The 22,024-nt window shown below is 71.1% G+C and carries 21 protein-coding genes and 1 rRNA gene; 17 read left to right on the plus strand and 5 right to left on the minus strand.

Translation table 11 applies throughout. The features are described from left to right. The 9 genes from rrf to ACZ4Z4_RS28860 all read left to right on the plus strand — a co-directional run. Positions 1–94: ribosomal RNA gene (rrf, locus tag ACZ4Z4_RS28820) — 5S ribosomal RNA — on the plus strand; the annotation flags it as partial. Between the two features lie 80 nt (positions 95–174). Then, on the plus strand, positions 175–819 hold the full coding sequence (locus ACZ4Z4_RS28825) for an HAD family hydrolase (protein ID WP_468333528.1): 645 nt from the start codon (positions 175–177) through the stop codon (positions 817–819). Between the two features lie 68 nt (positions 820–887). After that, complete coding sequence (locus tag ACZ4Z4_RS28830; protein ID WP_468333531.1) at positions 888–2,141, plus strand: MFS transporter; 1,254 nt, start codon at positions 888–890, stop codon at positions 2,139–2,141. Further along, positions 2,092–3,267, plus strand: a complete 1,176-nt coding sequence (locus ACZ4Z4_RS28835) for an acetoin utilization protein AcuC (RefSeq protein WP_468333534.1) — start codon at positions 2,092–2,094, stop codon at positions 3,265–3,267. The genes ACZ4Z4_RS28830 and ACZ4Z4_RS28835 overlap by 50 nt, the downstream gene beginning before the upstream one ends. Positions 3,268–3,386: 119 nt before the next feature. Beyond that, positions 3,387–4,202, plus strand: a complete 816-nt coding sequence (locus ACZ4Z4_RS28840; protein WP_468333537.1) for a phosphatase — start codon at positions 3,387–3,389, stop codon at positions 4,200–4,202. Positions 4,203–4,334: 132 nt separating this feature from the next. Beyond that, positions 4,335–4,544 carry a helix-turn-helix domain-containing protein gene (locus ACZ4Z4_RS28845; protein WP_362996452.1) on the plus strand — a complete coding sequence of 70 codons (210 nt, stop codon included), beginning with the start codon at positions 4,335–4,337 and terminating at the stop codon, positions 4,542–4,544. Between the two features lie 146 nt (positions 4,545–4,690). Then, complete coding sequence (locus tag ACZ4Z4_RS28850) at positions 4,691–4,789, plus strand: 30S ribosomal protein bS22 (RefSeq protein WP_003948845.1); 99 nt, start codon at positions 4,691–4,693, stop codon at positions 4,787–4,789. A 184-nt stretch (positions 4,790–4,973) separates the two neighbouring features. Further along, positions 4,974–6,035, plus strand: a complete 1,062-nt coding sequence (locus ACZ4Z4_RS28855) for an NAD-dependent epimerase/dehydratase family protein (protein WP_468333539.1) — start codon at positions 4,974–4,976, stop codon at positions 6,033–6,035. Between the two features lie 14 nt (positions 6,036–6,049). Next, positions 6,050–7,129 (plus strand): lysophospholipid acyltransferase family protein, encoded by a 1,080-nt coding sequence (locus ACZ4Z4_RS28860; protein WP_468333542.1) that lies wholly within the window; start codon positions 6,050–6,052, stop codon positions 7,127–7,129. Between the two features lie 73 nt (positions 7,130–7,202). Here the strand turns inward: ACZ4Z4_RS28860 and ACZ4Z4_RS28865 are convergent, their stop codons facing one another. From ACZ4Z4_RS28865 to ACZ4Z4_RS28875, 3 genes are all read right to left on the minus strand, one after another. Then, positions 7,203–8,471, minus strand: coding sequence for a DUF5667 domain-containing protein (locus ACZ4Z4_RS28865; protein WP_468333545.1), 1,269 nt, complete (start codon positions 8,469–8,471; stop codon positions 7,203–7,205). 238 nt (positions 8,472–8,709) lie between these two features. Then, positions 8,710–9,501, minus strand: a complete 792-nt coding sequence (locus ACZ4Z4_RS28870) for an ECF subfamily RNA polymerase sigma factor, BldN family (protein WP_468333548.1) — start codon at positions 9,499–9,501, stop codon at positions 8,710–8,712. Positions 9,502–9,833: 332 nt separating this feature from the next. Continuing rightward, positions 9,834–10,787 carry an HAD family hydrolase gene (locus ACZ4Z4_RS28875; protein WP_468333551.1) on the minus strand — a complete coding sequence of 318 codons (954 nt, stop codon included), beginning with the start codon at positions 10,785–10,787 and terminating at the stop codon, positions 9,834–9,836. Between the two features lie 83 nt (positions 10,788–10,870). On the opposite strand from ACZ4Z4_RS28875, the gene ACZ4Z4_RS28880 reads away from it, so the two are divergent. The 7 genes from ACZ4Z4_RS28880 to ACZ4Z4_RS28910 all read left to right on the plus strand — a co-directional run bounded on the left by ACZ4Z4_RS28880 (position 10,871) and on the right by ACZ4Z4_RS28910 (position 18,824). Further along, complete coding sequence (locus ACZ4Z4_RS28880; protein ID WP_468333554.1) at positions 10,871–11,215, plus strand: glutaredoxin family protein; 345 nt, start codon at positions 10,871–10,873, stop codon at positions 11,213–11,215. 314 nt (positions 11,216–11,529) lie between these two features. Further along, entirely contained in the window at positions 11,530–12,285 is a 756-nt protein-coding gene (locus tag ACZ4Z4_RS28885; RefSeq protein WP_362996466.1) for a redox-sensing transcriptional repressor Rex, read from the plus strand. Beyond that, positions 12,282–13,991: a glutamyl-tRNA reductase gene (locus ACZ4Z4_RS28890; protein ID WP_468333557.1), complete on the plus strand. Its 1,710-nt coding sequence runs from the start codon at positions 12,282–12,284 to the stop codon at positions 13,989–13,991. Before ACZ4Z4_RS28885 ends, ACZ4Z4_RS28890 begins: the two co-directional genes overlap by 4 nt. Next, positions 13,988–14,947 (plus strand): hydroxymethylbilane synthase, encoded by a 960-nt coding sequence (hemC, locus tag ACZ4Z4_RS28895; RefSeq protein ID WP_468333560.1) that lies wholly within the window; start codon positions 13,988–13,990, stop codon positions 14,945–14,947. Before ACZ4Z4_RS28890 ends, hemC begins: the two co-directional genes overlap by 4 nt. After that, positions 14,944–16,599, plus strand: a complete 1,656-nt coding sequence (locus tag ACZ4Z4_RS28900) for a bifunctional uroporphyrinogen-III C-methyltransferase/uroporphyrinogen-III synthase (protein ID WP_468333563.1) — start codon at positions 14,944–14,946, stop codon at positions 16,597–16,599. The genes hemC and ACZ4Z4_RS28900 overlap by 4 nt, the downstream gene beginning before the upstream one ends. Before the next feature lie 151 nt (positions 16,600–16,750). Further along, a complete protein-coding gene (gene hemB / locus ACZ4Z4_RS28905; RefSeq protein ID WP_468333566.1) occupies positions 16,751–17,740 on the plus strand; it encodes a porphobilinogen synthase in 990 nt (329 codons plus the stop codon). A gap of 103 nt (positions 17,741–17,843) precedes the next feature. Further along, on the plus strand, positions 17,844–18,824 hold the full coding sequence (locus ACZ4Z4_RS28910) for a zinc-binding dehydrogenase (protein WP_468333569.1): 981 nt from the start codon (positions 17,844–17,846) through the stop codon (positions 18,822–18,824). Between the two features lie 52 nt (positions 18,825–18,876). On the opposite strand, the gene ACZ4Z4_RS28915 is transcribed toward ACZ4Z4_RS28910, so the two are convergent. Both ACZ4Z4_RS28915 and ACZ4Z4_RS28920 read right to left on the minus strand, forming a co-directional pair. Next, positions 18,877–19,761, minus strand: coding sequence for an NAD(P)-dependent oxidoreductase (locus tag ACZ4Z4_RS28915; protein WP_468333572.1), 885 nt, complete (start codon positions 19,759–19,761; stop codon positions 18,877–18,879). A gap of 142 nt (positions 19,762–19,903) precedes the next feature. Then, complete coding sequence (locus ACZ4Z4_RS28920) at positions 19,904–20,377, minus strand: carboxymuconolactone decarboxylase family protein (RefSeq protein WP_468333574.1); 474 nt, start codon at positions 20,375–20,377, stop codon at positions 19,904–19,906. Positions 20,378–20,670: 293 nt separating this feature from the next. Between ACZ4Z4_RS28920 and ACZ4Z4_RS28925 the strand changes: the two genes are divergently transcribed. After that, positions 20,671–21,981, plus strand: a complete 1,311-nt coding sequence (locus ACZ4Z4_RS28925; protein WP_468333576.1) for a helix-turn-helix domain-containing protein — start codon at positions 20,671–20,673, stop codon at positions 21,979–21,981. Positions 21,982–22,024: the final 43 nt, after the last annotated feature.

The following is a 22,024-nucleotide window of genomic DNA, read 5'->3' on the forward strand; positions in this document are numbered from 1 at the left end:
AACGCCCGGTTACATTCCGAACCCGGAAGCTAAGCCTCATAGCGCCGATGGTACTGCAGGGGGGACCCTGTGGGAGAGTAGGACGCCGCCGAACTTCTTTTGATGGGAAACCCCCGCACCTTTTGGTGCGGGGGTTTTCTGCGTTCTGGGGTTGCTGCGAATTAGGGTCGGGACATGCGATACGAACTGGTCATCTTCGACAACGACGGTGTCCTCGTGGACAGTGAGCCCCTCTCCAACACGATCCTCGCCGGCTATCTGACCGAGCTCGGGCACCCCACCTCCTACGAGGACTCCCTGCGCGACTACATGGGCGCCGCCGTCCACCGCGTACACGATCTGATCCTCGAACGGAGCGGGCAGCGGCTTCCCGAGGACTTCGACGACGTTTTTCACGGGCGGGTCTTCGCCGCTTTCGAGCGGGAGTTGCAGCCCGTGCAGGGTGCCGTGGATGTGCTGGAGAAGCTGAGCGCAGACGGGGCGGCCTACTGTCTGGCCTCGTCCGGGAGTCATGAGCGGATTCGAGTCGGGCACCGGAAGGCCGGGCTCGACAAGTGGTTCGACGAAGGACGGATCTTCAGCTCGCAGGACGTGGAGCGGGGGAAGCCGGCGCCCGATCTCTTTCTTTACGCCGCCGAGCGTATGGGCGTGACGCCCGAGAAGTGTGTCGTCGTCGAGGACAGCCCGCTCGGGGTGCAGGCCGCGGTCGCCGCCGGGATGGACGTCCTCGGGTTCACTGCCATGACGCCGGCCGAGCGGCTTGCGGGGGCCACCGAACTCTTCGGGGACATGCGGGAGTTGCCGGACCTGCTTGCATGACGAGCTGCCGATATTGGGCGGGTGATCCATCTACCCACTGGTAGACCGGGGCCCTACGCTCTCCAGCCATGACCGAAGTGCTGCGGCGCGGCAGGGCCTCGCTGGCGTTCGCCTTCCTGGTGCAGGGAGTCACGTTCGCCCTGCTCGTGACGCGGATCCCGGCGATCCAGGATCGCTACGGGATATCCGACGGGCTGCTGCCCGTCTTCCTCGCGGCGGTGCCGATCCTGGCCGGAATCGGGAGCCTCGGCACCGAACGGCTGGTGAGGAAGGTTCCGCCGAGCACTGTGTTGCGGTGGTCGCAGCCCGCCGTGCTGCTGGCGCTGCTCGGGGTGGGCGCGGGCGACGCGATGTGGCACGTCGCCGTGGCGCTCGGGGCGTTCGGGCTTGCGGTGGGGGCGCTCGACGCGGCCATGAACATGCTCGGGGTGAGTCTCCAGCGGGCGTACGGGCGCAGCATCATGCTCGGGTTCCACGCCGCGTACAGCCTGGGCGGGATCGTCGGGGCGTCGCTCGCCTGGGCCGGGGCGCACTGGGACCTCTCGCTCTTCGTCTCCTACCTGCCGGCCGTGGCGGTGCTGCTGCCGGCCGCGCTGGTCGGGAGCCGGTGGTACGTCGATGCGACGCCGGTGACGGGGTCGGGGTCGGGGTCGGGGTTGGGGTCGGCGGAGGTGCGGGACGGGGACGGGGCGCGCACGGGCGGTGGCGTCGCCTTCAAGGTGCTGCTTCCGCTCTGCCTGGTGATGACCTTCGCGTACATCGGGGACTCGACGGTCTCCAACTGGAGCGCCAAGTATCTGCACGACGTGCTGGGGAGCTCGGAGGAGGTCTCGACCGTTCCGTACAACGTCTACATGGTCATGACGCTGGTGGGGCGCGGGCTCGGGGACCTGGGGGTGCGGCGGTTCGGGGCCGTGGCGGTGGTGCGGGGCGGGTCGGTGGTGGCCGCGCTGGGGTTCGCGGTCGTGGCCGCGGCGCCCGGGGCGTGGGTGGGCATCGCCGGGTTCACCGTGCTCGGGCTGGGGTTGTGCGTGATCGTTCCGCAGACGTTCGCCGCGGCGGGGAGATTGTTCCCGGGGGCTTCGGACGCGGCCGTGGCGCGACTGAATGTCTTCAACTATGTGGGGTTTTTGATCGGTTCGCCGTTGGTGGGCGGGCTCGGGGATCTCTGGAACTATCGCGGGGCGATGGTCGTTCCTCTGGTGTTGACGCTCCTGACCTTGCTGTACGCCCGTTCCTTCGCCCCGGGACCGGACCGGTACGGTGACGGGCATGAGTGGCCGCGCGCAGCTGATGTGGGACGAGGCAGTAACGGGCTATGACTTCGGCCCGGGTCACCCGATGGACCCGGTCAGGCTCGGGCTGACCCGAAGTCTGGTCGACGCCTTCGGACTCGACCAGGAGCTGGACGTCGTCGCGGCCAAGCGCGCCGGTGACTCGACGCTGCGGCTCGTGCACCGCGGGGACTACGTGGACGCGGTCAAGGCCGCTTCCGCCGACCCCGCGTCCGCCCGCGGGGAGTACGGGCTCGGCACGGAGGACGACCCGGCCTTCGCCGGGATGCACGACGTGTCGGCGCTGATCGCCGGGCAATCCGTGGGCGCGGCCGAAGCGGTGTGGCGCGGGGACGCGCTGCACGCGGTGAACTTCGCGGGCGGGCTGCACCACGCGATGCCCGGGGCCGCCTCCGGGTTCTGCATCTACAACGACGCGGCGCTGGCCATCGCCCGGCTGCTCGAACTGGGCGCCGAACGCGTCGCGTACGTGGACGTGGACGTGCATCACGGCGACGGGGTCCAGGCCGCCTTCTGGGAGGACCCGCGGGTTCTGACGATCTCGCTGCACGAGCATCCGCGGACGCTCTTCCCGCAGACCGGGTGGCCCGAGGAGACCGGCGCGGACGGCTCCGCGGAAGGCACCGCGGCGAACATCGCGCTGCCGGCCGGGACCGGTGACGCCGGATGGCTGCGGGCCTTCCACGCCGTGGTGCCCGAACTGCTCGCCGAGTTCCGGCCCCAGGTCCTCGTGACGCAGCACGGGGCCGACACGCACTTCGAGGACCCCCTGGCGCACCTCGCGGTCTCGCTGGACGCGCAGCGGGCCGTGCAGGCCGCCTGCCACGACCTGGCCCACGAGCACGCAGACGGGCGGTGGGTCGCTCTCGGGGGCGGGGGGTACGCGGTGGTGGACGTGGTGCCGCGGTCCTGGACCCATCTCGTGGCCATCGCGGCGGGGCGGCCCGTCGAGCCCACGACGGAGACCCCCGAGGCGTGGCGGCACGAAGTGTTCGCGCGGACCCGGCAGTTGGCGCCGGGGCGGATGACGGACGGCCGGTGGCCGGTGGAGTGGAAGGGCTGGGAGTCGGGGTACGACCCGGCCGACCGGCTCGACCAGGCCGTGCTCGCCGCACGGAAGGCAGTGTTCCCGTTGCGGGGACTACTGGCGTAGCGGGCTGTCGGCGGAGAGAATGCACGACGAGCACGCCGGATTATGCCCGCGTTAGCCCAACTGTGGGGGCTTTCCGGGGTTTTGCGGCACCATGGGGGCCGGTGCGTCAGCATCGGACCGTGTTGAGCACCGGAGCGCTGCGCGCGCATCTGTTGGCGGCCCGGCTGGCCGGGCCGGTGGCCACCTCGCGGGAGCGAAGCCTGCGGAGTTATCGGCTGTTCGCGGCCCGGGACCCGCGGATACTGCTGGGGCTCGACCCCGAATGGAGCTGGGGCGCAGGCGACCTGCTGCGCCTGATGTCCGACAAGTGCGGGGTGTCCGCCGACCCGGGGTGCACCACGGGGGCCGATGTCATCGATCCGGAACGGACGTTGGCGGCGCTCGACGCCTTCGCGGAACGGCTCGCGGTGGCGGCGCGGCGGCGGCTCCCGGTGCTTCTCGGGACCGGTCACCCGCACCGACTGCTCGGTTTCTACGCCGCGTTGGCGGACGCTTTGTCGGCGGCCGGATGCACTGTCCTCACCCCCGCGCAGGGCAGCAGTGTCGACATAACGACCCGGTTCGGCCTACGCACGTACAACCTTGACTACGTACAAGGAGTCGCGCTGGTGCGCGAACCCGGCGCGCGGCCCGCCGGGAGTGAGACCGGCGCACACACCCACTCACCCCTCCCGATTCGGGCCGCTCTGGACGGTGCCGCGGAGGCCGGCGGACCGCTTCCAGAGTTGGTCATCGGGGACCACGGATGGGTCTGCGGAGCAGGTCAGCTGGGGTTTGAGGCGATCGGTCTGGCGGATACGGACGATCCCGCGCTGTTCGTCGGAGAGGCCGAGGGGCAGGTGTCCGTCGTCGTTCCGCTTGATGACGCTGTGCGGTCTGATTACTACCGACCGCTTACTCGCTATGTACTCAATCGAGCGTGTCTGTCACAGTAGGCGGCCGATCGCGGCTCCTCTTCCCCACTCGCATCATCCGCCCCTAGTCTGGGGAGTGAGCGCGCAGAGACGAAGAGTCACCGGAAGGGGAAGCCGGTGCCCGTCATGTGCGGAAGGTTCAGGTGGGGTGTCATGGCTGCAGAGCAGAGGCCGCTGAACGAGGTCGCGTTCCTGACCGTGGCGGAAGTCGCCGCGGTGATGCGAGTGTCCAAGATGACCGTGTACCGCTTGGTGCACAGCGGTCATCTGCCCGCCATCCGGGTCGGAAGGTCCTTCCGGGTCCCGGAGCAGGCGGTTCACGAGTACCTCCGCGAGTCGTATGTGGGGGTTGAGGCTGGTTGAGCCAGGGGCCTTCGGGCCCGTGGCGCAGGGGTCATGGCTCCTCGATTACGTCCCTCACGCGGGGACAGGTAGGCTAGGCCGACGTAGGTCGTGTGGGCCCAGTCTGCTGCCCCGCACCGAGTGAAGAGAAGTGAGCGAGGGTAGTCGTGGGCTCTGTTATCAAGAAGCGGCGTAAGCGGATGGCCAAGAAGAAGCACCGCAAGCTGCTGAAGCGCACTCGCGTTCAGCGTCGCAACAAGAAGTAAGCGACAGCTGCACAGCGTGTACCGAAGCCCTCCCGTCATCCGACGGGAGGGCTTCGGTGTTTTCGGCCGTCTCCGGGTGCGCGGTCGTCACAGCGCGACGTCCACCCGCTAGCGTGGTCAGCGACAGCCGGCACGGTGCGGCGGCCGTGGTGGGGCGAGGGTCGGGGAAAGGCAGGCGCTGATCTTGGGCAAGGTCGTGCTCGTGACCGGAGTGGCCCGGCAACTGGGCGGGCGGTTCGTCCGGCGGATCCAGCGCGATCCCGAAGTGGACCGGGTGATCGCCGTCGACGTCGTCCCGCCCGAGCACCATCTCGGGGGCGCGGACTTCGTCCGGGCCGACATCCGGCAGCCCACGATCGCCAGGGTGCTCGCGGAGCACGGGGTGGACACGGTCGTCCACATGGACGTCAGCGCCACCGCGCTCGGTGGCCGCGACGGCAGGGGCGGCCGCGGCTCGGTCAAGGAGACCAACGTCATCGGCACGATGCAGCTGCTCGGCGCCTGCCAGAAGTCGCCGACGGTGAAGCGGCTCGTGGTGAAGTCGAGCACGAGCGTGTACGGGTCCGCGCCCAGGGATCCCGCGGTCTTCACGGAGACCACGCCGCCCAAGTCGCTGCCCAGCGGAGGCTTCGCCAAGGACATCGTCGAGGTCGAGGGCTATGTGCGCGGGTTCGCGCGGCGCCGTCCCGACGTCGCCGTGTGCGTGCTGCGCTTCGCGAACATCCTGGGGCCCGCCGCGGACTCACCGCTCGCCGAGTACTTCTCGCTGCCCGTCCTGCCCACCGTGTTCGGGTACGACCCGCGGCTTCAGTTCGTCCACGAGGACGACGCGGTCGAGGTGCTGCGGCTCGCCTCGCACGAGCCGCGGCGCGGCACGCTCAACAGCGGCACCTTCAACATCGCCGGCGACGGCCAGCTGCTCCTGTCCCAGTGCTCGCGGCGGCTCGGCCGCCCCACCGTGCCCCTCTTCCTGCCGGCCGTCACCTGGGTCGGTTCGGCGCTGCGCACGGTCGGCATGACGGACTTCTCGCCCGAGCAGATCAGGCTGCTCACCCACGGCAGGGTCGTGGCCACCCGGCAGATGCGCGAGACACTGGGGTTCGAGCCGAAGTACACGACCGCGGAGGCCTTCGCGGACTTCGTGCGCAGCCGGGGCCCCGGGCTGCTGCCACCGGGTGCCCTCGCGGGGGCAGTCGACCGGATCGCCGCGCTGCCCCTCGCGGGTGGCCACCAGAGCGCCAACTGAGGAGAGCGTCAACCATGGCGGACGCCAAGGTCATTCCGTTCGACGACGACCGGTCGCGGGGGAGTGCGCAGCGCACCTCGCGCCGGAGGTCCGCGCCCCGGCGCAAGGGTGATCCCGTGGCCGGGGTCAAGGCGCTGCCCGGCCAGCAGGACGGGACGCAGGAGGGCGTGCCCCAGCAGGGCGGGGGCCCGGGGGTGGCGCCCCCTGAGCCTTCCGAGCGGGGGCAGAGGCGCGCTCAGGGGCCCCGGAGCGGTGGCGGGTGGGACCGGCGCGTCGCGGGCGGCCTGGCCTTCCTGCGGCGGCGGCTGACGGGGGAGTACGAGGTCGACGACTTCGGTTACGACGAGGAGCTCACCGACCAGGTCCTGATGTCGCTGCTCCGCCCGTTCTACGAGAAGTACTTCCGGGTGGAGGTGAAGGGCGTCGAGAACATCCCCGCCGACGGCGGGGCGCTGATCGTCGCCAACCACTCCGGGACGCTGCCGCTGGACGGCCTGATGATGCAGGTCGCGGTGCACGACAACCACCCGCACGGCCGGCATCTGCGGCTCCTCGCCGCCGACCTCGTCTTCATGCTGCCGGTCATCAACGAACTGGCCCGCAAGGCCGGGCACACGCTGGCCTGCGCGGAGGACGCGGAGCGGCTGCTTGAGCGGGGCGAGCTGGTCGGGGTGATGCCGGAGGGCTTCAAGGGCATCGGGAAGCCGTTCAGCGAGCGGTACAAGCTACAGCGGTTCGGCCGCGGCGGCTTCGTGTCGACGGCGCTGCGGACGGGCTCGCCGATCGTGCCGTGCTCGATCGTCGGGGCGGAGGAGATCTACCCCATGATCGGCAACGCGAAGACGTTGGCGCGGGTGCTCGGCATCCCTTACTTCCCGATCACGCCGACGTTTCCGTGGTTGGGGCCGTTGGGGGCGGTGCCGTTGCCGACGAAGTGGACGATTCAGTTCGGGGAGCCGATCGCGACGGACGGGTATCCGCCGGAGGCGGCGGAGGATCCGATGCTGATGTTCAACCTGACGGACCAGGTCCGGGAGCAGATCCAGCATTCGCTGTACAAGTTGCTGGTGCAGCGGCGGTCGGTGTTCTTTTAGGGGTGGATACGTGGATACGCGACTGGGGGCGCCCTCGATAAGGAGGGCGCCCCCAGTCACGTACAGGGTGGGGCTACTTCGTGTCCTCGCCCTTGATGCCCAGCTCCGGGAGCTGGAGGCCGGGGAGGAGCGGGGGGAGTGTGACGTCCGGTTTGGGTGGGATGGTGTGCTGGCCGGGCTTGCTCTTGCCGTCCGAGGGGGACGGGCTCGTCTTCTTGTCGTCCGGCGGGTCGAGGAGGCCGCCGGTGGTGCCGCCGAGGATGCCGTCGTCCTCGCGGTCCGACGTGGAGGGCCTGGGCCTGCTGTCGCTGCCCGCCCCGCCGCCGTGCGAGCTGCCGCTGCCCGAGGGGCGGGTGGTGCGGCGGTCGGAGCTGTCGGAGCCGCTGGGGCTCTGGGAGGTCCGGCCCCCCTTCGTGCCGCCCTTCTCCTGCGGGCTGGGCAGCAGGGACCGCAGCGGCTCGACCTCTTCGTCTATGGCGTCGAAGACGGAGTTCACCTGCTCGCCCACGTCGCCCAGCTGGACGGGGAGGCGGCCCTGGAGGTCGGTCCAGGCCTCGCGGTGCGACCGGGAGAACGCGGACAGCGCCTGGATGGGGCCGAGGGAGCCGTCGCGCTCGTACGCCTCGAGGAGGAGGCGGTGGCCTTCCGTGGCGTCGTGCCGCATGCCGGAGAGGGCACGTCTGATCTCGCCGAGCGACTCGTGGTCGAGGGTGCCTGAGCGGCCCCGCTCCATGAGTCTGCGGGCCTCGCTCAGCCGGGTGGAGGCCTGGTCGAGATAGATCCGGCCGCGGTCGCTGTCGTCGTCGGCCAGGCCGCGCTTGAAGTCCTCCATGCCGCGCTTGAGGCCGTACAGCGAGTCGCCGGGGAGGGCGTCGGAGCTGGCGGCGGCGACACCGCCGAACGCGCCCGCGGCGACGCCGACGGTGAGCCCGCCGGCCGCGATGCCCTTGGACAGGCGGGAGCGCGGACGCAGTTTCTGAAGGGCGCCCGCTCGGTGGGCACTCTTGCGGGACCGCTGCTGCGGCACCGACGGAGCGCCGCCCTCCAGGAGCATGGCTTCCATCGCGGCCACGAGCTGGGCGCGCTGGACGACCTTGACCTCGGGGTCGAGGGCGGGTTTGGGCAGTGCGTCGAGACCGTCCGCCAGGGCCAGTAGACGGCCCTGCTCGGTCGGCTCGGTGCGCGCCGCGGTGGTTTCGGTGGACTCCACGGGTGCGGCCGCGGGCGCGGACGTGGGCGCGGAGTCCTCGGGCTGCTCGGCTGCCGGGCCCTGGTCGGAACGCTCCTCCAGGGCCTGGGCGAAGGCGTTCGCCCGCCGGTGGGCCGATACGTTCGCGATCACTGGCGGCACCTCCTCTCGTCATGACGGTCGACTCCCCAGGGGGTCCTGAGGGTTGCATGTCCTGACCGTTTCCACACTTTCGAGTGAGCGGAGCCAGCCAGGTAGCGACCACAGGGAGCCTGCATCCCGCACAACGAGCGTCGCGGCACTTGGGTTACGGACGGCGGATGATCGGACCGCGACAATTCCGTGGCGACCATCTGGCCGCCACGGAGGGAGAGTTGGGCACGAGGGGCGGCTAGCGGGCGTCGTCGGGCAGCAGACGGGCGAGCGTGCGTACCGCGCGGTACTGGAGGGTCTTGATCGCGCCTTCGTTCTTGCCCATGACCCGCGCGGTCTCGGCGACGGAGAGGCCCTGGAGGAAGCGCAGGGTCACGCACTCCTGCTGCTGGGGGTTGAGGCGGCGGACGGCTTCGAGGAGGGCGGCGTTCGAAAGGGACTCCAGGACGGAGTCCTCGGGGCTGCGCTCGACTTCGTTGGCGTCGAGCATTTCGCCGGTGGTCACTTCGAGGCGGAAACGGCTCGATTTGAAGTGGTCGGCGACGAGATTGCGGGCGATCGTGACCAGCCAGGCGCCGAAGTCGCGGCCCTGCCAGGTGAAGGTGCCGATGCGGCGGAGGGCGCGCAGAAAGGTCTCACTGGTGAGGTCCTCGGCGGTCGCCTTGCCGCCGACGCGGTAGTAGATGTAGCGGTAGACCGTGTCGCTGTACTGGTCGTAGAGGCGGCCGAACGCGTCGGACTCGCCGGCTTGGGCGCGCTCGACGAGTTCCATCATGCGGGCGCTGTCGCTGTCCGCGGCGGGACGGCGGGGGGTGGGGGCCGAGGTGGCGGCAGCGGCGGAGCGGCCCCGTCTGCTGACTGCCGCACCGCCGTTCGCCAGGGCATAGCACGGCCCGGCGGGTGCGGGGACGGCGAGGGCGGGGACGGCGGGGACGGCGTACGCGGTGGGGACGAAGCCGCGCAAGCGGTCGATGACCGTTGCGCGCAGCGTAGCCAGGCCCGAGGTGTCAACCCCGACGTGTGGGTACACGGGACTCCCAGAGGCAGAGCTTCCATCACGTGCAGTGCGGGACCGTTCACCCGTCGTAGCGACGTGTGGGGTCCCTTATGCGTCTGAGGAGAATAACGCTTCGTACAGGCAGCACTACACCCAGTTGCTCAAATCATCGATTACGTCGCTTCTGTAACCGATTGACGCCCGTTCAAGTGCCGGAGAGTGAGCACTTGTTGATCGAATCAGTTCACATTCCGTGTCGGCCTGAGGCGTGTTGTGGCCGAGTGCTACCGGCGTGACTGCCGGAAGTCGGGGCGGGGTAGGACCGACGGATGCTCGGCGGCGGCGGGGCTCGGCGGTGGCGACGCTCAGTGGCGGCGGCGGTGCAGCGCCACGGCCGCGGCCGCGCCGCCCGCGAGCGCGCCGACGCCCGCGGCGGCCGGGATGCCGACCTTCGCGGCCTTGCGGCCGGTGCGGTAGTCCCGCAGCCGCCAGTCACGGGCGCGGGCGTGCTTGCGCAGTTTGGCGTCGGGATTGATCGCGTACGGATGTCCGACGAGCGAGAGCATCGGGATGTCGTTGTGCGAGTCGCTGTACGCGGCGCAGCGGCCCAGGTCGAGGCCCTCGGCGGCGGCCAGGGCGCGGACCGCCTCGGCCTTCGCGGGGCCGTGCAGGGGTTCGCCGACGAGCTTGCCGGTGTAGACGCCGCCGACGGACTCGGCGACGGTGCCGAGGGCGCCGGTCAGGCCGAGGCGGCGGGCGATGACCGTGGCGATCTCCACCGGAGCGGCGGTGACCAGCCAGACCTTCTGGCCCGCGTCGAGGTGGGCCTGGGCGAGGGCGCGGGTGCCCGGCCAGATCCGCTCGGCCATGTACTCGTCGTAGATCTCCTCGCCGATGGACATCAGCTCGGCGACGCGGTGGCCCTTGACGATGGAGAGGGCGCTGTCGCGGGCGTCCTGCATGTGCTCGGGGTCCTCGACGCCGGCGAGCCGGAACCACGCCTGCTGCCAGGCGAACCTGACCAGCTCCTGGCGTTCGAAGAACTTCCGCTTGTAGAGGCCGCGGCCGAAGTGGAAGATCGCGGCGCCCTGCATCACGGTGTTGTCGAGGTCGAAGAAGGCGGCGGCCTTGACGTCACCGACGACGGGGAACTCCGGCTCCTTCGGCCTCTCGTCGGGCGTGGTCCGCGCGGCGAGGGCGTCGAGTTCCTCCAGCTCCTGCGAGGACTTGCGCGCTGCCTCGGCCGAGGCCTCGCCTGCCAACACGCTCCGCGCCGTGGCGGAGCGCCTACGGGGGGTGAGCCATCCGAGAGCGGCCATGCCGTGAGCATAGCCAGTCTGTTCGGTACTTCCGGAGTCGGGAGGATTCGGGCCTGTGAACTCTGCGCGTCGGGCGGGCGAGAATGGCGGGCATGAGCCCGATTTTTCGTCGCAGTGGCGGTCGTACGGAGAAGAGCGGTACGGAGAAGAGTCGTACGGAGAAGGGTCGTACGGAGAAGAAAGAGCCGCGGGAGCGGTTGGTCACCCTGATCGGGAAGCCGGGGTGCCATCTGTGCGATGACGCACAGGCGGTGATCGAGAAGGTCTGCGGGGAGCTCGGCACGCCCTGGGAGACGAAGGACATCACGCAGGACGAGGAGCTGTACCGGGCCTACTGGGAGCAGATCCCGGTGGTGCTCGTGGACGGGGAGCAGCACACCTTCTGGCGGGTGGACGAGGGCCGGCTGCGGCGGGAGCTCGCCGCGTAGGCCGGAAAGGGGCGGCACCTACTGACCGACCAGTCCAAAGTTCCCGCGAAGTCGATTACGCTTTGGGGCGGTTTTGGTCTCGGGGGCGATGATCGTGAGGAGAGTGTGCGGTTTTGCCCCCTTCAAATGAACAACGGCGCTGCCTGCGCGCCGGTTCCACGATCGCGCGCCGGGGGCGCGTGACCCCGGTCACGTTGGCCGGGCAAATCGGACACCATCTTTGTGCACGCGTTCACAAAGACATAGCCTGCATTCGACGGGGCGGTCTGGGGACGAGTGACCGCCTGCAGCCCCGCTCTACCCGCAGGAGCACCGTGGCAACTGGCCGAACTCACCGACCGGCGACCCGCAGCCGAGGGATTCCCGAGGCCACCGTCGCCAGGCTTCCGCTGTACCTCCGAGCCCTCACCGCACTGTCGGAGCGCTCGGTGCCCACGGTCTCCTCCGAGGAGCTCGCGGCCGCCGCGGGGGTCAACTCCGCGAAGCTGCGCAAGGACTTCTCGTACCTCGGGTCCTACGGGACGCGCGGCGTCGGCTACGACGTCGAGTATCTCGTGTACCAGATCTCCCGTGAACTCGGGCTGACCCAGGACTGGCCGGTCGTCATCGTCGGCATCGGCAACCTCGGCGCGGCCCTCGCCAACTACGGCGGGTTCGCCTCCCGCGGGTTCCGTGTCGCCGCACTGATCGACGCCGACCCGGCCATGGCGGGCACGCCCGTCGCGGGCATGCCGGTGCAGCACACCGACGACCTCGAGAAGATCATCGAGGAGAACGGCGTCTCGATCGGCGTCATCTCGACCCCGGCCGGCGCCGCCCAGCAGGTCTGCGAGCGGCTCGTCGCCGCCGGTGTCACCTCCATCCTGAACTTCGCGCCGACCGTCCTCTCCGTGCCGGACGGTGTCGACGTACGCAAGGTCGATCTCTCCATCGAGTTGCAGATCCTCGCCTTCCACGAGCAGCGCAAGGCCGGGGAGGACGCGGCGCCCGAGGGCCCCGTCCCGCCCGTGTCGGCCAAGCAGCAGCGGAAGGGACCCGACGGGGACGTCCCCGCCGTGATGCCGGCATGAGTCTCCTGGTCGTGGGGCTGAGTCACCGCAGCGCCCCGGTGAGCGTCCTGGAGCGGGCCGCGCTGCCCGCGGACACGCAGGCCAAGCTCTTGCAGGACACCCTCGCCGCCGAGCCCGCCGCCGAGGCGGCCGTGCTCGCCACCTGCAACCGCATCGAGCTCTACGCCGACGTGGACAAGTTCCACGCGGGCGTCGCAGAGCTGTCCACGCTGCTCGCGCAGCACAGCGGCGTCGGCCTGGAGGAGCTCACCCCCTATCTGTACGTCCACTACGAGGACCGTGCGGTCCACCACCTCTTCTCGGTGGCGTGCGGGCTCGACTCGATGGTCGTCGGCGAGGGGCAGATCCTCGGGCAGATCAAGGACACCCTGGCCCGCTCGCAGGAGCTGCACACCGCGGGCAAGCTCCTCAACGACCTCTTCCAGCAGGCCCTCAGGGTCGGCAAGCGCGCGCACTCCGAGACCGGCATCGACCGGGCCGGGCAGTCCCTCGTCACCTTCGGGCTCGAACAGCTCGCGGCGCGCGAGCCGGTCGACGCCTGGGCCGCGGGCAAGCGGGCCGTGGTCATCGGCGCGGGCTCCATGTCCTCGCTGGCCGCGGCGACGCTCGCGCGCGCCGGTGTGGCGGAGATCGTGGTCGCCAACCGCACCCTGGAGCGCGCGGAGCGGCTCGCGGAGATCCTCGGCGACTCCGGCGACCACGGGGTGCGCGCCCGCGCCGTTCCCATGGACGCCGTGGCGGACGAACTGACACGTGCCGACGTGGCCGTCTCCTGCACGGGGGCGACCGGTCTGGTGCTGACCGCGGAAGCCGTCACCGCCGCCGTCGAGGGGCGCGTGCCCCCGGCGGAGGGCCCGCTCGACGAGGCGCCCGCGCAGTCCGGAAACGGTTCGCCGGGCCAGGGCGTCCGGACGGCCACCGTGGCCGACGAGGGCTGCCCGGTCGACCTGTCCGCGCCGCGCGGCTTCTCCGTCGCCGGCGAGGAGGCCGTCGCCGGGATGGACGCGGCGTCCCTGGAGCAGCACGCGGCCTGGGTGGACAACGCCCCGGCCGAGCGGCGCGAGGGCCCGGCCGCCGACCCGCGGGCCGAGGCGGAGGCGATCGCCGCGCTGGTGGCCGCCGCACGCGTCACGGGCCGCCTCCCGGAGCGACGCCTTCGCACGTCGTCGGCCGGCGCGGCCCGCCCGGCCGTGCTCGCCCTCCTCGACCTCGCCATGCCCCGCGACATCGACGCCGCGGCGCACCGCATCCCTGGTGTGCGGCTCGTCGACATCGAGTCGCTGGCCGAGGCCTCCGCCGACGCGCCCATGGCCAACGACGTGGAGCAGGTCCGCTCCATCGTCTCCGACGAGGTCGCCGCCTTCGGCGCCGCCCAGCGGGCCGCGCACATCACGCCGACCGTGGTCGCCCTGCGCACCATGGCCGCCGACGTGGTGGCGGGCGAGATGGCCCGGCTCGAAGGACGCCTGCCGGGCCTTGAGGACAAGCAACGCGCGGAGATCACGCAGACCGTGCGCCGCGTCGTCGACAAGCTGCTGCACGCGCCGACGGTGCGGGTCAAGCAGCTGGCGAGCGAGCCCGGTGGCGCCGGGTACGCGGACGCGCTGCGCACGCTCTTCGACCTCGACCCGCAGACGGTCGCGGCGGTCAGCAGGGCCGACCACATGAACAACGAGAACGACGACCCGAAGAGAGGCCGGGCATGACCGAGAGGGCTCTCAGGCTCGGGACCAGGCGCAGCAAGCTGGCCATGGCCCAGTCCGGCCAAGTGGCCGAAGCGGTACGGAAGCTGACGGGGCGCCCCGTCGAGCTCGTGGAGATCACGACGTACGGCGACACCTCGCGCGAGCACCTCGCGCAGATCGGCGGCACCGGCGTCTTCGTCGCCGCGCTGCGCGATGCACTGCTCCGCGACGAGGTCGACTTCGCCGTGCACTCGCTCAAGGACCTGCCCACCGCGCAGCCCGCCGAGCTCACCCTCGCCGCGGTGCCGGTGCGTGAGGACCCGCGCGACGCGCTGGTGGCGCGCGACGGGCTGACCTTCGCACAGCTGCCCGACGGCGCCCGTGTGGGCACCGGCTCGCCGCGCCGCATGGCGCAGCTGAACGCCTACGCGCGCAGCCACGGCATGACCATCCAGACCGTGCCGATCCGGGGGAACGTCGACACCCGCATCGGATACGTCCACAAGGGGGAGCTCGACGCCGTCGTGCTCGCCGCCGCCGGACTCAACCGCGTCGGCAAGGCCGACGAGGTGACCGACCTCCTGTCGGTCGACACCGTTCTGCCCGCCCCCGGCCAGGGGGCACTGGCGATCGAGTGTGCCGCGCACAACGCGTCACTCGCCGCCGCGCTCGCCGAGCTCGACGACCCGTACACCCGGGTCGCCGTGACCGCCGAGCGGTCCCTGCTCGCCGCCCTGGAGGCCGGTTGCAGCGCACCCGTGGGAGCGCTGGCCGACGTCCTGGCCGACGGGCAGATTGTCAAGGAAATGCGCCTGCGCGGCGTCGTCGGTACGACCGACGGCTCGACGCTGGTGCAGCTGTCCACCACCGGTCCCGTGCCCGAGACGGAGGCCGGCGCCATGGCGCTGGGCCGTGAGCTCGCGGTCGAGATGCTCGCCAAGGGCGCGGCCGGTCTGATGGGGGAGCGAGCACTTTGAGCCCCACCTCGAACCTTCCCGGCCTTCCCGCACACGGGCACGTCACCTTCCTCGGTGCCGGACCCGGAGATCCGGGACTGCTGACCCTGCGCGCCGTCGAGGCGCTGGCCCGAGCGGATGTGCTGATCGCCGAGCCGGATGTGCTCGACGTCGTCCGCGTGCATGCCAGGGGAGGTGTGGACACACCCCAGCCGACAGCTGACGACACGTCAATGACCGCCGACGCGACGCCGTTCCGAGCTGCCGCCAATCTTGTCATGGAGGCGGCGCGGGGCGGCAGGCGGGTCGTGCGTGCGGTGAGCGGCGACCCGGGCCTCGACACGTACGCGGCGGGCGAAATGCTCGCCTGCGCCGCCGAGGGCATCCCCTTCGAGGTGGTGCCGGGCATCGCGGCGGCCGTCGGTGTGCCCGCGTACGCGGGTGTGCCGCTGCGGGACGCGCAGGGCACGGACGTCCGCTTCGTCGACGCCCGTACCGCGTCCGACCGCTGCTGGAGCGAGGTCGGCGCGTCCGACGGGACGGTCGTCGTCTCGGTGGCGCTCGACTCGGTGGCCGCGGCGGCGGGTGAGCTGGTGGCCGCGGGCCGCAAGCCGGACACCCCGATGACCGTGACCGTGGCCGGTACGACGACGCGCCAGCGCACCTGGACCGCGACGCTCGGCACCGTCGCGCAGGTGCTCAAGCAGGCGAAGGTGCTGCCCTCGCCGGACGGCGGCCGGCCCGTCATAGCCGTGGTCGGCGAGTCCTGCGCCGCCGCTCAGCGCGAGCAGCTGTCGTGGTTCGAGTCGAAGCCGCTCTTCGGGTGGCGGGTGCTGGTGCCGCGTACGAAGGAGCAGGCGGCCTCGCTCTCCGACCAGCTGCGGTCCTACGGCGCCGTGCCGCACGAGGTCCCGACCATCGCGGTCGAGCCGCCGCGCACGCCCCAGCAGATGGAGCGCGCGGTCAAGGGCCTGGTCACCGGCCGGTACGAGTGGATCGCCTTCACCTCCGTCAACGCCGTCAAGGCGGTGCGGGAGAAGTTCGAGGAGTACGGGCTCGACGCGCGTGCCTTCGCCGGGATCAAGGTCGCGGCCGTCGGCGAGCAGACCGCCGCCGCGCTGGTCGCCTTCGGCGTCAAGCCGGACCTGGTGCCGAGCGGTGAGCAGTCGGCCGCGGGGCTCCTGGAGGACTGGCCGCCGTACGACCCGGTCTTCGACCCGATCGACCGGGTGTTCCTGCCGCGGGCCGACATCGCCACGGAGACGCTCGTCGCCGGGCTCATCGACCTCGGGTGGGAGGTCGACGACGTCACCGCCTACCGGACGGTGCGGGCGTCGCCGCCGCCGGCGGAGACCCGGGAGGCGATCAAGGGCGGTGGCTTCGACGCGGTGCTCTTCACCTCGTCGTCGACGGTGCGCAACCTTGTCGGGATCGCCGGGAAGCCGCACAACGTGACCGTCATCGCTTGTATCGGGCCCGCCACCGCGAAGACCGCGGAGGAGCACGGGCTGCGGGTGGATGTGATGGCTCCGGAGCCTTCGGTGCACAAGCTGGCCGAGGCGTTGGCGGAGTTCGGTACCCGGCGTCGGGCGGCGGCGCTCGAAGCGGGTGACCCTGTCACCCGGCCCAGTGAGCGTCGGCCCGGTTCGCGTCGGCGACGCGCGGCGCCGTAGGTTCTATGGGTGGGCGCCTCCCTGAATGTGCTCTGCACCGGGGGTTGTGCCCACCCGTCCCTCCCCCAGTGCCTTAAGGGCCTGGGGGGACCCCCAGCGGAACGCCTGCCCACAGCAGGTAAATGCCCAGTGGTTCGAGGTGAGGGTTGCAGTGACTAAGTACGGATCGTTTCCCGGGGCTCGGCCGCGGCGGATGCGGACTACTCCCGCCATGCGGCGCATGGTCGCGGAGACGCGGTTGCATCCGGCCGATCTGATTCTGCCCGCGTTCGTGCGCGAGGGGATCAGCGAGCCGGTGGAGATCGGCGCCATGCCCGGCGTCGTGCAGCACACCCGCGACACCCTGAAGAAGGCCGCCGTCGAGGCGCTGGAGGCCGGGGTCTCCGGGATCATGCTGTTCGGTGTGCCGGAGGAGTCCAAGAAGGACGGCCTGGGCACGGCGGGCACCGACCCGGACGGGATTCTTCAGGTCGCGCTCCGCGACGTGCGGGCCGAGGTCGGCGACGACCTCATCGTCATGTCGGACCTGTGCCTCGACGAGACCACCGACCACGGGCACTGCGGTGTCCTGGACGCCCAGGGGCGCGTGGACAACGACGCGACCCTGGAGCGGTACGCGGAGATGGCGCAGGTGCAGGCTGACGCGGGCGCCCACGTGGTGGGCCCGAGCGGCATGATGGACGGTCAGGTCGGGGTCATCCGTGACGCGTTGGACCAGGTCGGCCACGAGGACGTGTCGATCCTCGCGTACAGCGTGAAGTACTCCTCGGCCTTCTTCGGGCCGTTCAGGGAGGCCGTCGGGTCGTCCCTCAAGGGTGACCGCAAGACCTACCAGCAGGACCCCGCCAACACTCGGGAGTCGCTGCGGGAGCTGGCGCTCGACCTCGAAGAGGGCGCCGACATGGTGATGGTCAAGCCCGCGGGGCCCTACCTCGACATCCTCGCCCGCGTCGCCGACGCGGTCGACGTGCCGGTGGCCGCGTACCAGATCAGTGGTGAGTACGCGATGATCGAGGCCGCCGCCGAGCGGGGCTGGATCGACCGGGACAAGGCGATCATGGAGTCCCTGACGGGGATCAAGCGCGCGGGCGCCAACATGATCCTGACGTACTGGGCGACCGAGGTCGCGCGGCAGCTCTGATCCGCCGGACGGCGGCCCTTGACCTCAACCTTGGTTGAGGTCGGAGGGTGGTGTGCATCGACGTTCGTATCCGCGTTCGTTTCCACGTTCCGAGGAGCACACCATGCGCGCTGTCGTCCTGCACGAGTTCGGACCCGCCGAGAACCTGCGGTACGAGACCCTGCCCGACCCCGTCGCGGGGCCCGGGCAGGTGCGGATCGCCGTGAAGGCGGCGGGAGTCCACTTCGTCGAGACCGTCATGCGCCGGGGCGAGGCGTCCGACATGGCGCCGCCGCCGCCCGAACTGCCCGCCGTCTTCGGCGGTGAGGTCGCGGGGATCGTGGAGTCCGTGGGGCCCGACGTCGACGACGCCTGGCTCGGGCGGCCCGTCGTGGTCTCGCGCTCGACACCCGGCGGGTACGCCGAGCTGGCGGTCGCCGACGTGGCGAACCTGCACGTCGTCCCCGACGGGCTCGGCTTCGAGGCCGCGGTGGCCATGGTGGTGACCGGGGCCACCACCGTGGGGCTCCTGGGTGCGGCCCGGCTCCGGGCGGACGACGTGGTGCTGGTGACGTCCGCCGCCGGTGGCGTGGGGCGGCTCGTGGTCCAGTACGCGCACGCCCTCGGCGCGACGGTGATCGGCGCGGCCGGCGGCCCCGCCAAGGTCGAGGCCGTGCGCGCGCTCGGCGCCGACATCGCCGTCGACTACAACGAGCCCGGCTGGCAGCGCGAGGTCGCCGAGCGGCTCGGCGGCGGGCGGCGCGTCACCGCCGTACTCGACGGGGTGAGCGGTGAAAAGGGCGCCGCGGCCTTCGAGTTGATCGCCGACGGTGGACGGTACGTCGTCATCGGCTGGTCGTCGCAGGAGGCCTTCGAGCCGGGCCCCGAGCTGCTCGCGGAGCGGCGGATCACCTTCACCAACGCGCTGCTTCAGCTGCTCGGCAGCCCCGAGGACGGCCCCGCGTACGAGCGGGAGGCCCTGGAGGCCGCCGCCAAGGGGGAGTTGCGGCCCGACGTCCAGACGTTCCCGCTGGAGCGGGCGGCCGAGGCGCACGCCGCCATCGAGCGCCGGGAGACGACCGGGAAGGTGGTGCTCGTCCCCTAGGGCGTGTCCTGTTGGGCCTGTGCCCTGGTGGTGCGGGCCGGCGCCCCGCGGATCAGTCCTTCGTGAGCAGCAGCGGCATGCGCGAGAAGCCGTCGGCGCCGTAACCCTGCTCGACGGCGCGGTCCAGGAGGTCCTGGAGCGGCTCGAACAGGTCGGTGCGCAGGCCCTGTTCGGCGAAGGCGGCGGTGAAGTTCGGGAACGCCTCGCGGTTCATGGCGAGGTTCGAGACGTCCGTCAGGTGCTGGTCGGTGTCGAGCGCCTCGGCACCGCTGGGCACCAGCCCGTGCGTCATCGCCACGATCCAGTCGGTAAGGAGCGGCGCCAGCTCGCGGGCCGGGATGCCCTCGCTGCGGATCATCGCGAAGGCCTGGGCGACGCCCATCGACATGCCGTACATGCCGGTGAGCAGTGACAGGTCGTACAGCGCCGCGAGGCCCGGGTCCTTGCCCACCCACTTCGTGTCGGCGAGAGCGGCCAGCGTCGGGCGGTGCGTCTCGAAGGCCGCCTCGTCGGTGCCGCTGTAGAAGATGTACGCCCCGGGGGTGGCGATCATCTGCGGGACGGCCATGATGCCGCCGTCGATGTACGTAATGCCGTGCGCGGCCGCCCACTGCGCCAACTCCCGCGCCTGGCCCGGGGTTCCGTTGGTGAGGTTGACGACGGTGCGGCCGGTGAGCGCGTCGGCCTCCGGCGCCAGCAGCTCGCGCACGTTGGCGTTGGTCGTGAGGCAGACGACGACCAGGTCGGCGGCGGTGATGGCGTCCCGCGCCGTGTCGGCGGGCGTGGCGCCCTGGGCCACCAGGGGGCCGGTCTTGGACTTCGTGCGGTTCCACACGGTCGTCGGGTGCCCGGCCCCGATCAGGGCGGCGGCGAGCGCGGTGCCCATCAGGCCGAGGCCGAGGACGCTGACGGGGGACTTGCTGCCGTTGCTGGGCACGGGGGAGCTCCTTCGAGGGCGTTCCTTCGGGTACGCCCTCGATCCTCGTTCCGCTCCCACCACCGGACAAGTACCGACTTTTTCGTGCGGTACTCACCAAAAGGTGTGTGAGCAGGTCGGAGCCCCCCGTGCCGGGTGAGGGCTAGCCGAACTGGCCGGGCTGGTAGTCGCCGGCGGGCTGCTGGACGATGACGTTCAGCCGGTTGAAGGTGTTGATGAGCGCGATCAGCGTCACCAGACCGGTGAGCTGCTCCTCGTCGTAGTGCTTCGCGGCGTTGGCCCAGACCTCGTCGGGGACACCGCCCGAGCCGTCGGCGATGCGGGTGCCCTCCTCCGTCAGCTCCAGGGCGGCCCGCTCGGCGTCGGTGAACACCTTGGCCTCGCGCCACGCCGAGACCAGGTGCAGACGCGTCGGCGTCTCACCCGCGGCGGCCGCTTCCTTGGTGTGCATGTCGAGGCAGAACCCGCAGCCGTTGATCTGGCTGGCGCGGATCTTCACCAGCTCCTGCGTCGCGGCCGGCAGCCCCGTCTCCGAGACGATCTTGTTGACCGCGGTCAGATGCTTGATGGCCTTTCCCGCGGACGGGCTGGCGAAGACGTTCAAACGGGGTTCCATGATGTGCTCCTGTGCCGTTGTGAGTGGTGCCAGGTCCTACACCTCTACGACGGACGGGCACGTGCGGAATGTGACACGACCGGTTGTGACCTGGGTCTCTCCCGCTCGGGCGCCTCGGTGCGCCGGTTGGTGGGGGCCGGGGAACCGTGCTGTGCTTGGTCGTCGTCTGTGCCACGAGCGTCGCCGCACCTTCGTCCCGGATGCCGGTACGGAACATGGCTGATCCTCCGTGTGGAGTGCCGGAAGCGGCGTGCTTGTCCTGGAACGTCTGATGGGAATGGTGGAGGGCGGAGATGGCGTCTCTCGCGGAGTTGCTGCGGGAGCTCAAGGAGCGGTCCGGGCTCAGCTACGGCGTGCTGGCGCGACGGCTTCACATGAGTACGTCGACGTTGCACCGGTACTGCAACGGGGATGCCGTGCCGACGGAGTTCGCCCCCGTGGAGCGGCTCGCCCGGCTCTGCAAGGCGACCCCCGAAGAGCTCGTCGAGGTCCACCGGCGGTGGATCCTCGCGGACGCGGCGCGGGGCAGGAAGGCGGAGCCCGTCGCCCCCAGCACCCCGGAAGCGAAGCCGGAACCGAAGCCGGAACCGCAGCAACAGGAGCAGCCGGACCCGGAGTCGGACTCGGGCTCGGGCTCGGATCAGGTCGTGGTGCTCGGCAAGCGCCCCCTGTCGCGGAAGCGCCGGACCGTCGTGCTCGCGGCCGCCGTCGCCGCGGTCGTCGGCCTCGGCTCCGTCGCCCTCGCCATGAGCGGCGGGGAGGACGGCGACGGGAACCGGCACAAGGCGCGGGCCGCTTCCTCGCCGGAACCCGGCGACCCCATGGACACCGGCCCCGGCAAGGCCGAGAACAAGAAGGCCGCCGGCAAGGACGAGAAGGACGACGGCAAGAACAAGAAGAGCGGCCCCTCCGCCTCGCCGTCCGAAAAGGGCAGCCGGGCCCCCGACGCCCCCCGCCGCGGGCACAAGGGCCCCACGTCCGGCGGCGCGCAGAGCGACCCCGGCGTGCCCCTGACGGTGCGCACCAGACCGTACGCGTACGACGACCCGTGCCTCCAGTCCTTCCTGGTGAACCGCAAGGCCGACGAGGTGCCGGAGCAGCCCGCGGCGCAGGACGCGGCCGCCTGGGTCGGCGACCTCGGCGCCGTCCCGGCCGGCTACCAGTTCATCGAGGTCACCGTGCAGGGCATGAGTGAGGACACCGTCGTCCTCCAGGACCTGAACGTCCGGGTGCAGAGCACCAGCGCGCCGCTGGCCTGGAACAACTTCCAGATGGCGACCGGCTGCGGCGGCACCGTGAACACCAAGTCCTTCGGCGTCGACCTGGATGCCGCGACGCCGGACGCCAAGCCCGTCGCGGGCCAGCGGGACTTCCCGTACAAGGTCAGCGAGAGCGACCCCGAGGTCTTCTACATCATGGCCAACACCGATCTGCACGACGTGCGGTGGAACCTGGAGCTGGAGTGGTCGAGCGGCAAGCGGCACGACACGCTGCGCGTCGACGACCAGGGCAAACCGTTCCGCACCAGCGGCAGCAAGGGGCGCCCGACCTACGGCTGGCCGCCCGGCGCCTCCAAGTGGGAGAGGCAGTTGCAGGACGGCTGACGGCCCGGCCCTGCACCCCGGCCCGCCCGGTACGTCCGCGTCC

Source organism: Streptomyces sp. NPDC030245, assembly GCF_055572995.1.

Bases quoted from the DNA above. Each gene is read 5' to 3' on its own strand.
- ACZ4Z4_RS28875 (WP_468333551.1), bottom strand. From the start codon at position 10,787: ATGGCCGCTCTCGGATGGCTCACCCCCCGTAGGCGCTCCGCCACGGCG.
- ACZ4Z4_RS28830 (WP_468333531.1), top strand. From the start codon at position 888: ATGACCGAAGTGCTGCGGCGCGGCAGGGCCTCGCTGGCGTTCGCCTTC.
- ACZ4Z4_RS28835 (WP_468333534.1), top strand. From the start codon at position 2,092: ATGAGTGGCCGCGCGCAGCTGATGTGGGACGAGGCAGTAACGGGCTAT.
- ACZ4Z4_RS28925 (WP_468333576.1), top strand. From the start codon at position 20,671: ATGGCGTCTCTCGCGGAGTTGCTGCGGGAGCTCAAGGAGCGGTCCGGG.
- ACZ4Z4_RS28860 (WP_468333542.1), top strand. From the start codon at position 6,050: ATGGCGGACGCCAAGGTCATTCCGTTCGACGACGACCGGTCGCGGGGG.
- ACZ4Z4_RS28910 (WP_468333569.1), top strand. From the start codon at position 17,844: ATGCGCGCTGTCGTCCTGCACGAGTTCGGACCCGCCGAGAACCTGCGG.
- ACZ4Z4_RS28880 (WP_468333554.1), top strand. From the start codon at position 10,871: ATGGCGGGCATGAGCCCGATTTTTCGTCGCAGTGGCGGTCGTACGGAG.
- ACZ4Z4_RS28825 (WP_468333528.1), top strand. From the start codon at position 175: ATGCGATACGAACTGGTCATCTTCGACAACGACGGTGTCCTCGTGGAC.
- hemC (WP_468333560.1), top strand. From the start codon at position 13,988: ATGACCGAGAGGGCTCTCAGGCTCGGGACCAGGCGCAGCAAGCTGGCC.
- ACZ4Z4_RS28920 (WP_468333574.1), bottom strand. From the start codon at position 20,377: ATGGAACCCCGTTTGAACGTCTTCGCCAGCCCGTCCGCGGGAAAGGCC.
- ACZ4Z4_RS28890 (WP_468333557.1), top strand. From the start codon at position 12,282: ATGAGTCTCCTGGTCGTGGGGCTGAGTCACCGCAGCGCCCCGGTGAGC.
- ACZ4Z4_RS28845 (WP_362996452.1), top strand. From the start codon at position 4,335: ATGGCTGCAGAGCAGAGGCCGCTGAACGAGGTCGCGTTCCTGACCGTG.